We start from the raw sequence: 8832 nt of genomic DNA on the forward strand, positions 1-8832 counted from the left end.
TGATGCCGTGTCTGTGTGTAGCCAGGGGACGAGTGACCGCTCGCCGGCTCCGTCCGGCGAGCCCGGAGCGTGATGCCGTGTCTGTGTGTAGCCAGGGGACGAGCGACCGCTCGCCGGCTCGGTCCGGCGAATCCGGAGCCTGCTGCCGTGTGAAAATCAGCTCTCTGTGGCCTCGCGGGCCTGCTCCAGCGCCTCCCGGGCGTTCTCGACGGCCGCGGGCTGTTTCGCGGGGTAGGCCTCGACTTTCGCGCGCAGGGTGATCCCCTCGCCGCGGTCGACTTCCCCCTTGAACGCGTCCTGCTTGTCCAGGCGGAGGAAGAACGCGCAGTTCTCGTCGACGCGCTCGTCGAGTTCGTCCATCACGTCCTCGATGTCGGAGAGCTCGCTGAGCTGCCGGAGCACGTGGCGCACGTCGTCGGCGTTGTCGACGCGCGCGGAGAACACCACGATCCGATCGCCGTGGTGCCCCCGGTTCACCGCGCGCTCGATCTCGTACTCCTCGGGCAGGAACCGGCGCAGCGCCTGCTCGACGCGCTTCTCGTCCTCGGTGGCGTAGCAGAAGGTCCGCAGGTCGACGTAGTGAAACGGGACGCTCGGCATGATCGGTCGTAGGTCGCTCGCGCGCAAAAGGCTTCCTCGACGGCGATCGCCGGCCGCCGAGTCGGAACCGCGTTACTCCTCGTCGGCTTCGTCGGCTTCCGCGACCAGTTCGAGCTGGTCCTCGGGGATGCCGGCCTCCTGCCCCTCCTCGAACACGATCGTGTAGTTGGGGTCGCCGAACATCGTCTCCATCACCTGCGTGATCTCGCCTTCTTCGCCGTCGAACTCGCTGTGCTCGTCGTGGAGGACAACCACGTCGCCCTTCTCGAAGCTCATACCCGTTCGTTCCGCCGGCGTGGGTTTAAACGGCGTGATTCGGCTCACTGCCGAACCGCGGCGTAGATCTCCGCCAACCGGTCGACGGCGTGGTCGACGCTGATCGACGCCCGGCGGTCCAGACAGTTCTCGCTGAGGCGCTCGCGCTCGGCGAGCGTCCGCGCGATCGCGTCGGCGAACCCGTCCACGTCGCCGCGCTCGAAGTGATAGCCCGTCTCGCCGTCGTCGACGGTGTCGCTCAGCGCGCCGCTGTCGACGCCGACGACCGGCGTCCCGCAGGCGAACGACTCCAGCGCGACCAGCCCTTGGGTCTCGACCGGGCTGGGGAACAGGAACGCGTCAAGGCTGGCGTAGAACGCCGGCAGCTCTTCCCGGTCGAGGAAGCCGAGGAAGCGCGCGTCGAGGTCGCGCTCCCGGGCGGCCGCCTCCAGCTCCGCCCGCGCGGGGCCGTCGCCGCCGAACACGACGGTCACCTCCCGGTCGAGGCGGTCGCAGGCGTCGACGATCGCCGGGAGCGACTTCTCGTGGCCGTGGCGGCCGGTGTAACCGACCAGCGTCCGGTCCGCGGGGAGCCCGTGGCGCTCGCGGAACGGAGCCGGGTCGACCGGGCGGAACCGCTCGGTGTCGACGCCGTTCGGGACGACCTGCGGGTCGTCGACGCCGAGGCTGTCGCGGACGTACTCGCCGGTCGACTCCGAGGGGACGATCACCGCGTCGGCAGCGCCGAGGAACCACGACTCGTAGCGCTGGCTCATCGCGGCGGTCCGCTCCCGAACCGGCTCCCACGAGGAGAGGTAGTTGGCGTACTCCTCGGTCGGCGTGTGGAAGGAGGCGACTAACGGCAGGTTGCGCTTGCGCGCCAGCCGCAGCCCAGCGAGCCCGATCGCGAACGGCGTATGTGCGTGGACGAGGTCGACGTCGGTGACGGCGTCGGGGATCCGCGGAAGCCCCAGCCGGTAGCCGGCGTAGATCGGCAGCGGCAGCGACCGGAGGGGGTACTCGCCGGCGTCGGGCGTCCGGTCCGGGGAGCCCGGGTAGACGACCGCCATCCGGCCGCCGCGGGCCTGCCAGCGGTCCCGCCAGCTCTCGACGGTGTAGGTGACGCCGTTGACCGTCGGCAGGTAGGTGTCCGTGAAGGCCGCGACCGACTCCATGGGCGAGCGGTTGGCCGAGGTGCCGTTAAGGGGTTCCGGAATGGTTCTCCCCCAGCAGCCGCTCGTACTGCGCGACCAGCCGGTCGCCGACGCGGTCCAGCGAGTGCTCCCGGGCGGTCTCCCGGGCGTTCTCGCCCAGTCGCTCCCGGAGGTCGGGGTTCGCCTCGAGCCGCCGGAGGGCGTCGACGAACTCCTCGCGGCTGTCGCACTTCAGGCAGTCCTCGCCGTGGGTGAAGTACTCCTCGAACACCGGGATGTCCCGGAGCACGACCGCCTTCCCGGTGGCCATCGCCTCCAGCGCGGCGATCCCCTGGTTCTCGTCCTTCGTCGGGAACAGGTACACGTCGCCGGCGCCGAAGGCGGCGCGCTTGTCGTCCATCCAGCCGGTGAACGTGACGTTCTCCGGCGGGTTGTTCGTCCAGTAGCGCGTCGCCTCGCCGGCGGCGGCGCCCGCCTCGTAGTGGCCGAACCACGCGAAGTCGTACTCGGTGCGCTGGGCCACCTCGCAGAACGTCGTCAGCCCCTTGCGCTCGAACACCTCGCCGACGCAGAACACCACCATCCCGTCGAGGTCGAAGCGCTCGCGCGTCGGCTCGCGCAGCTCCTCGAACCCCGAGAGCGAGTCGATGTCGACGCCGTTGGTCACCGGTTCGATCGGCGCGGAGACGGGGTAGGACTCCAGCACGCCCTTCGTGTACTCACTGGGGCAGAGCACCAGGTCCGCCTGCGAGTAGAACCACCGCAGGTACGGTCGCAGCGCGGGCGCGAGCCGGTCGGAGAGCCGGAACGACTCGCCGAAGTCCTCGGCGGTGACGTGGGCGTGGAGCACGAGCGGGATCTCGTTGCGCTTCGCGTGGCGGGCGACGGCGACGCTCCCGGGGCCGACGACGTTGCAGTGGGCCACGTCGTACTCGCGGAACGCGCGCCCGCCGGTCAGTCGCGACCGGGCGGCGTCGACGGGGCCGTCGCTGACCCACGGCGACTCGATCACGTCGACGCCCGCCGCGTCGAGCGCCTTCCGCTGCTGGCGGGTGGCGGTGACGATCCCGCCGCGGATCCGATGTTCCTGTTCGAGGTAGTCGAGGACGCGCACGGGTTTCGTCGTCGTTGGCTGGTCGGATGAATCAACGTTCCGGCTGACCGGTGCCGGATCGATGGACCAACGTTCCGGCTGACGGGTGCCGAACCGATCGAGTAGCGTTCCGGCTTGCGAGTGGCCCGCCCAGCCGGGGCTCGTCCGACCCCGGCGTCGCCGACACGCGGCCGCCCGTGGGCGGTCCCCGAAAGCGATAACCGCGGCGCCGCGTTGGGTGGGAACGACCGATGGGCGCCGACATCGCCGCCGAGCGGATCGAGCGACTCGCCGAGCTGGCGGCGGCGGCCACCGACGAGGGGGAGTTCGACCGCTCGCGGGAGTACGTCCGGTTGGCCCGGCGACTCGCCGAGCGCCACCGCCTCTCGCTCCCCCGCGAGTTCGCACGCTCGACCTGCGACGCCTGCGACGTGTACCAGCGCCCGGGCGTGAACGTCCGCGTCCGCGTCCGGCGCGGGCGCGTGATCAGGCGCTGTGACTGCGGCGCGACCGCGCGCTACCCCTACCGTGACTGAGCCGGTGGCGATACCGAAGGTTCAAAGATTCCCCGGGGAGTGTTTCCGGTAACAATGTCCGAGGAGTTACGCAAGCAGGCACACGACGTCGACGTGACCGTGTGGGTGGGGAAAAGCGGCGTCGACGCCGTCGTCGACGAGCTCGCGGACCAGCTCGACGACCGCGAGCTGGTGAAAGTGAAGTTCCTCCGGTCGGCCCGGGGGACCGACGACACCGAGGCGCTGGCGGCTGATCTCGCGGACCGCGTGGGCGCGGAGGTGATCGAGACCCGCGGGCACACCGCGGTGTTGCACTGATGGCGATCCTGCAGACGACGGCGACGCCAGCCGCCGGCGGGTCGGCTGCCGGCGCGAACAAAGTGGTCGCCGCCTTCCTCGACCAGTTCCTCCCGACGGTGCTTGCCAACGCCGTCGGCGCCGCGGTGGTGTTCGCCGTCGTGTTCGCGGCCGTGTACCTCGCCGGGAAGGCGACGGTCACGCCGCTGCTCGACCGCGTGCTGGAGGCCCGCGGGCTCGACGAGCACGCGCGCCGGCCGATCCGGAAGCTCGCGTCGGTGCTGATCGTGTTCGTCGGGATCACCGTCGCCTTCGGCTTCGCCGGCTTCGGCGACTTCCTCCAGTCGCTCGCGACGATCGCCGCCGCGGCGACGCTCGCGATCGGCTTCGCGCTGCAGGACGTGATCGCCAACTTCGTCGCCGGCCTGTTCATCTACACCGACCGCCCGTTCCGCATCGGCGACTGGATCGAGTGGGACGGCAACTCCGGCATCGTCGAGGACATCTCCTTCCGCGTGACTCGCGTGCGCACGTTCGACAACGAGCTGCTCACGGTGCCGAACTCCCAGCTCACGGACGGCGTGATCAAGAACCCCGTCGCGAAGGACACGCTGCGCCTGCAGTTCACGTTCGGCGTCGGCTACGACGACGACGTGGAGGAGGCGACCGAGATCATCGTCGACGAGGCCGAGCGCCACCCGGAGATCCTCTCGGAGCCCGAACCCAGCGTCCGCCTGACAGAGCTCGCGGACTCCTACGTCGGCCTGCGCTCGCGCATCTGGATCGAGAACCCCTCGCGGGCGGACTTCGTGAAGATCCGCTCGGAGTACGTCAGGAACGTCAAACAGCGCTTCGACGAGGCGGGCATCGAGATCCCGTTCCCGCAGCGGGACATCTCGGGGCGGCTCGAACTACCGCCGGAGCACGTTCGGGAGTAGTCGGGGTCGGCGTCCCGCAGAATACTGGGAGGGGGTCCGCGACGGACCGGAGCGGATCCGTGTTCAGTCGTCGCCCCCGAACACCGGCCAGCTCTCCCCCTCGGCCGGCGTGACGTCGAGAGCGTGGACTGACTTCCCAACGATCCGCGCTGTCGGGCTGTCGGAACTCATCGACCTCGGTGGCGCGTCCACCGTCGTCCCGTTCCGTTTTCTGGGGGATTAACTCTTGGGCCGCAGCCGTCTCTCGCCCCGGTCGAGGGGTGGACCTGTGCCGCCCGTCGGCGCCGCGTGACTGTCGTTCAGCGCGCCGACGGTTCCGGATCCGACGGGTTTTACTGCGGCAGTACCCGGCCCGTACCTAACACCGTGCCATCAGCACTCCTGCTGGGACTGGGGCTCGTCATCTCCTTCCTCGTCGCCGCCGTGACAGGCGCGAGCAGCGTCTCGGTGTCGATGGCGCCGGCCATCGGCTCGAACTCCATCGGCGTCCTCCGCGGCGCCTTCTTCGTCGGCCTGGTCGGCTTTATCGGCGCCGTCGTCCAGGGGGCGGCGGTCACCCGCGGCGTCGGCACACGCATCGTCTCCGGCGCCGTCACCTTCGAGATCGGAACGATCGCACTGGTCGTCATCGGTATCTTCGTCGGCCTGGGGATCTACCTCGAGCACTCCATCCCGGTGGCGTTCTCGACGTTCGGCGGCGTCGCCGGCGCCGGGCTCGCCGCGGGCTACCGGCCGAACCTCGACTACTGGTCGCTCACGCTGAGTTCGTGGGTGCTCTCCGGGGTCGTCGCGGTCGGCCTGGCCTACGGGATGGTTCAGCTCATCCGTCGGTACGTCCCAGAATCGGATCGCGCGGACCGAACCATCGACAAGGCGGTGCTGTTCGCGGGGATCGTGTTCTCGTTCATCGGCGGCGGCTCGCAGGTGGGGCTGGCGGTCGGCCCGCTCGTGGGCACGGTTCGTGAGTTCGGGTTCGGCATCCTCCCGCTGATCGCGTTCGGCGGGTTGGGGATCACGGCCGGCGCCTTCACCAAGAGCCCCGTGATGCTGCAGGCGGTCGGCCGCCAGTACGCGAGCCTGGGCAAGCGCACGTCGCTCGCGGTGCTGCTGACCGCGATCCCGATGGTGCAGGTGATCGCGAACGTGCTCGGGGTGCCGATCTCCTACAACCACATCATCATCAACAGCATCGCCGGCTGTGGGTTCGCTGGCGCCGGCTCGGGCGTCGACACCCGGAAGTACGCCGGGACGCTGGCGAGTTGGGTGCTGACGCTCGCGGGGTCGACCGGCGTCGCCTACGCGCTGTACAGCGCGGTCGAACTCGTCTGAGCGCCGGCTACAGCATCCGGTCGGCGATCGTGTTCCGAAGCACCTCGCTGGTGCCCTCGTAGATCTCGTTGAGCTTCGCGTCGCGGTAGTAGCGCTCGACGGGGAAGTCCTTCGTGTAGCCGTAGCCGCCGTGGACCTGGATCGCCTCGTTGGCCACCTCGCGGCTCACCTCGCTGGCGTACAGCTTCGCCTGGGCGGCCTCCTTGATGTAGTCGTCTCCGTCCATCTTCAGGTCGGCGGCCTTGTGCATCAGCAGCTTCGCGGCCTGCACCTTCGTGTCCATGTCGGCCAGCTTGTGCTGGATCGCCTGGAACTCCGCGATCGGCTGGTCGAACTGCTCGCGGTCGGTAGCGTAGTCGGCGGCGGCCTCCTTCGCGGCCCGAGCGATGCCGACGCCGCGGGCGGCGATGGAGATGCGGCCGCCGTTGAGCGTCTTGAGCGACTGGATGAACCCGTCGCCCTCGTCGCCGATGAGCCGCTCCTCGGGGAGCCGGAGGTCGTCGAACCGGAGCTCGGCGGTCTGACAGCCCTTGTCGCCGAGCTTGTGCTCGGTGTTCTCGACGATGAACCCGTCGTCCGCCTCGGGACGGACGATGAAGGAGGAGATCCCTTTGTTGCCGGCGTCGGGGTCGGTTTTCGCGAACACGGTGACCGTGTCGGCGACCGAGCCGTTGGAGGTCCAGAGCTTCCCGCCGTTCAGCACGTACTCGTCGCCGTCCTTCTCGGCGGTCGTCGTCATCGCCGGCACGTCGCTGCCGGCGCCGGCCTCCGAGAGCGCGAACGCGCCGAGATCCTCGCCCGCGGCGAGGGGGGTGAGGTACTCCTCCTTCTGGTGCTCGTCGCCGAACTCGTACAGCATGTTGCCCGCCAGCGACGTGTGGGCGGCGACGATCGTGCCGAGGCCGCCTGATCCCCGGGAGATCTCCTCGATCCCGATGGCGTAGCTGTGGTAGTCGAGCCCGGCGCCGCCGTACTCCGTCGGGAACGGCATCCCCATCAGGCCGAGGTCGGCCATCTGGTCGACCAGGTCGTCGGGGTGCTCGTCGCTCTCGTCGATCTCGGGGGCGCGGGGCACTACCTCCTCGTCGACGAACTCGGCGACGGTGTCGCGGATCTGTCGCTGCTCGGCGTTCAGCCCGAAGTCCATACCTTCGACTCCTCCCGGCGCGGGCTTAGGGTTTTCTACCCCGTCCTGACCCCGCGCGGGCGGTCGGAACCCCGCCAGCGGCCCGCTTGGGAGAGACTTTTAACGCCGCTCGTCATAGGGCCCACAAACCGAATGCCCGGACCCGACCCCCTCGCCGACGTTCCGCCGGAAGACCTCGCGTGGTGCCACGAGGCCGTCCAAGACGTCTCACGCACGTTCGCGCTCACCGTGGACGTGCTCGAGGAGCCGATGGATTCGTACATCTGTCTGGGCTACCTCCTCTGCCGGGTCGCCGACACCGTCGAGGACGCCTCCCACATCCCGCCCGCGGAGCAGGCGGCCCTCCTCCGGACGTACGACGCGGTCGTCGACCCCGACGACGACACCACCGCCGAGGAGTTCGCCGCCGAGGTCGAGGAGTGGCTGCCCGCCGAGGCGGAGCGCAACGCCGACTGGGCGGTCGTCGCGAGCGCGCCCCGCATCGTCGCCACGTTCGAGACGCTGCCCGCGGACGTGCGCGAGGCGATCACCCCGCCGGTCCGGGAGATGGTCGACGGGATGGCCGACTTCGTCGAGCGCTACGCCGACGACGGCGGCCTCCGCATCGACGACAAGCGCGAACTGGAGGAGTACTGCTACTACGCCGCCGGCACCGTGGGCAACCTCATCACCAACCTCGTCACTCGCGGCGAGATCGACGCCGAGCGCGAGCGGACGCTCTACGAGACCGCCGAGGAGTTCGGGCTCCTGCTCCAGCTGGTGAACGTCTCGAAGGACGTGTACGACGACTACAGCGAGGAGAACAACGTCTACCTCCCCGCCGAGTGGCTGGCCGAGGAGGGGCTCGAGCAGGACGAGGTGCTCGACCCCGAGAAGCGCGAAGGTGCGACCTCGGTCGTCCGCCGAACGACGGACCTCGCGCGCTCGTACCTCGACGACGCGGGGACGTACCTCCAGCACGTCCCCCTCCGGGACGGCAACACGCTCGAGGCGTGGGCGGTGCCGTTCCTCCTCGCGGTCGGGACGCTCCGGGAAGTGCGCGAACACCCCGAGGACGTGCTCACCGAGTCCGGCGTGAAAGTGTCCCGGAAGGAGGTGTTCGCGGTCGTGAGCGCGATGAGTTCGAAGGGCCGGGACGCCCTGCCCTCCTTCCGCGAGCGCATCGCGAGCGGGCCGTTCCACCAGCAGCCGACCAGCGCGGACTGATCGGCCCCTCTCGGTTCTCACTCACCCGTCGCTCGATAGCCAGCGACGCCTCTCCGCAGTCGATCGAAAAACGTCGCAGAAACCGCCGCCTCAGTCCTCGAGCGCGTCGGCGATCCGGCGCAGCTCCCGCGTCGCGTCGCGGACCTCGTCACGGAGCTGGCGCACCTCGCGCACCATGTCCTCGGTGGCCTGGGCCTGTCGGCCGCCGGCGTCGCCGCCCTCTTCGGCGCCCTCGGCGCCCATGGCGCCGGGACCGCCGCCCATGCCGGGCGCGCCGCCGCCCATGCCGCCGGGGCCG

10 protein-coding genes and 1 pseudogene are annotated in these 8832 nt (G+C 69.9%); 5 read left to right on the forward strand and 6 right to left on the reverse strand.

The window, feature by feature from the left end:
- Positions 1-156: 156 nt before the first annotated feature.
- The 4 genes from ACP95_RS14305 to ACP95_RS14320 form a co-directional block, all read right to left on the reverse strand.
- Positions 157-600: an RNA-binding protein gene (locus ACP95_RS14305; protein WP_049981851.1), complete on the reverse strand. Its 444-nt coding sequence runs from the start codon at positions 598-600 to the stop codon at positions 157-159.
- A gap of 72 nt (positions 601-672) precedes the next feature.
- Entirely contained in the window at positions 673-876 is a 204-nt protein-coding gene (locus tag ACP95_RS14310) for a DUF1918 domain-containing protein (protein WP_049981852.1), read from the reverse strand.
- A gap of 44 nt (positions 877-920) precedes the next feature.
- Positions 921-2030, reverse strand: coding sequence for a glycosyltransferase (locus tag ACP95_RS14315; RefSeq protein WP_049981853.1), 1110 nt, complete (start codon positions 2028-2030; stop codon positions 921-923).
- 25 nt (positions 2031-2055) lie between these two features.
- Entirely contained in the window at positions 2056-3123 is a 1068-nt protein-coding gene (locus tag ACP95_RS14320; RefSeq protein WP_049981854.1) for a glycosyltransferase family 4 protein, read from the reverse strand.
- Positions 3124-3353: 230 nt separating this feature from the next.
- On the opposite strand from ACP95_RS14320, the gene ACP95_RS14325 reads away from it, so the two are divergent.
- The 4 genes from ACP95_RS14325 (at position 3354) to ACP95_RS14340 (ending at position 6181) form a co-directional block, all read left to right on the forward strand.
- The gene (locus tag ACP95_RS14325) at positions 3354-3638 is read left to right on the forward strand and encodes a ribonuclease P (RefSeq protein ID WP_049981855.1); all 285 of its coding nucleotides are present in this window, start codon (positions 3354-3356) and stop codon (positions 3636-3638) included.
- 54 nt (positions 3639-3692) lie between these two features.
- Positions 3693-3935, forward strand: coding sequence for a YhbY family RNA-binding protein (locus ACP95_RS14330; RefSeq protein ID WP_049981856.1), 243 nt, complete (start codon positions 3693-3695; stop codon positions 3933-3935).
- Entirely contained in the window at positions 3935-4852 is a 918-nt protein-coding gene (locus tag ACP95_RS14335) for a mechanosensitive ion channel family protein (RefSeq protein WP_082224702.1), read from the forward strand. Before ACP95_RS14330 ends, ACP95_RS14335 begins: the two co-directional genes overlap by 1 nt.
- Before the next feature lie 366 nt (positions 4853-5218).
- Positions 5219-6181, forward strand: coding sequence for an inorganic phosphate transporter (locus ACP95_RS14340; RefSeq protein WP_049981857.1), 963 nt, complete (start codon positions 5219-5221; stop codon positions 6179-6181).
- 7 nt (positions 6182-6188) lie between these two features.
- Here the strand turns inward: ACP95_RS14340 and ACP95_RS14345 are convergent, their stop codons facing one another.
- Entirely contained in the window at positions 6189-7328 is a 1140-nt protein-coding gene (locus tag ACP95_RS14345) for an acyl-CoA dehydrogenase family protein (protein WP_049981858.1), read from the reverse strand.
- A gap of 132 nt (positions 7329-7460) precedes the next feature.
- On the opposite strand from ACP95_RS14345, the gene ACP95_RS14350 reads away from it, so the two are divergent.
- The gene (locus ACP95_RS14350) at positions 7461-8534 is read left to right on the forward strand and encodes a phytoene/squalene synthase family protein (RefSeq protein WP_049981859.1); all 1074 of its coding nucleotides are present in this window, start codon (positions 7461-7463) and stop codon (positions 8532-8534) included.
- Between the two features lie 90 nt (positions 8535-8624).
- On the opposite strand, the pseudogene ACP95_RS14355 reads toward ACP95_RS14350, so the two are convergent.
- A pseudogene (locus ACP95_RS14355) lies at positions 8625-8832 on the reverse strand (hypothetical protein); the annotation flags it as partial.

It is taken from the genome of Halolamina rubra, assembly GCF_000739555.1.
Classification (GTDB): Archaea; Halobacteriota; Halobacteria; order Halobacteriales; family Haloferacaceae; genus Halolamina; species Halolamina rubra.